The sequence below is a fragment of the Phyllobacterium sp. P5_D12 genome (genome assembly GCF_054049495.1).
On the sequence record NZ_JBFUMG010001064.1, the window covers coordinates 1 to 805 of the forward strand.

An 805-nucleotide genomic window follows, 5' to 3' on the forward strand; every position below is an offset into this window, starting at 1 on the left:
GGCCTTCTCGGCGTCGCCTGCACTCGACACATTGCAACTGAGGGCCAATCCGCCGATCTCATTTGCGACGCTCTGCGCGGCGTCAACATTGATGTCGAAAAGGGCAATTTTCGCACCTTTTGCCGCCAGCGCGCGGGCAGTCGCTGCTCCCAAACCCGAGCCGCCACCTGTTACAATTGCCACATGCCCATTCGTATCCATGGTCGTCTCCGATGCTCGTTCCTGCCTTCTCGCATGGGTGTGGTCGGTTATCCAGCCGTTTCGCTGTTTCCTGCCGTCAAAATCGTTCCCTGCCGCCCAAGTATGAGCCCCCCGCGACGCGTCATAGTAAAAGCCAGTGGACGGATTTTTAGGGATTTTCACTTTTTTTTTGGCATGAAGGCAGAGATTCTCCAGAATCCAGTATTATCGGCGTTTCGGTGGGTTGACTGCGAATAAATCTGCTTGCATTGCGACATGGCAAAGGCTTCCATGCAATCTTCGTTGTAGGCATGGGGGCCTGCAACACAAAAAAACCTCTGAAGGTGGAAAAGATGAATACCTACAAGAAACTCCTTGCGGCGACCGCGCTCGCAATGCTGACAGGTGGGCTGATGGCAGGTGGAGCCGCAGCCAAGACGTTAGTCTTTTGCTCGGAAGCTGCCCCAGGCGGTTTTGATCCGGCGCTTTATACGGGTGGTGAGACACTCGATGCGACAGGACAAGCCGTCTTCAACAAACTGGTGGAATTCAAGCCAGGAACGTCGGAAGTTGAACCAGCTCTCGCTGATAGCTGGACGATCTCCGATGATGGTCTGGAATACAC

1 protein-coding gene and 1 pseudogene are annotated in these 805 nt (G+C 54.4%); one reads left to right on the forward strand and one right to left on the reverse strand.

Going from position 1 to position 805, the window contains the following annotated elements:
* A partial coding sequence (locus ACXJ5O_RS28720) for an SDR family NAD(P)-dependent oxidoreductase (protein WP_457302875.1) occupies positions 1 to 201 on the reverse strand: 201 nt, incomplete at its 3' end.
* A 332-nt stretch (positions 202 to 533) separates the two neighbouring features.
* Between ACXJ5O_RS28720 and ACXJ5O_RS28725 the strand changes: the two are divergent.
* Positions 534 to 805, forward strand: a pseudogene (locus tag ACXJ5O_RS28725) (ABC transporter substrate-binding protein); the annotation flags it as partial.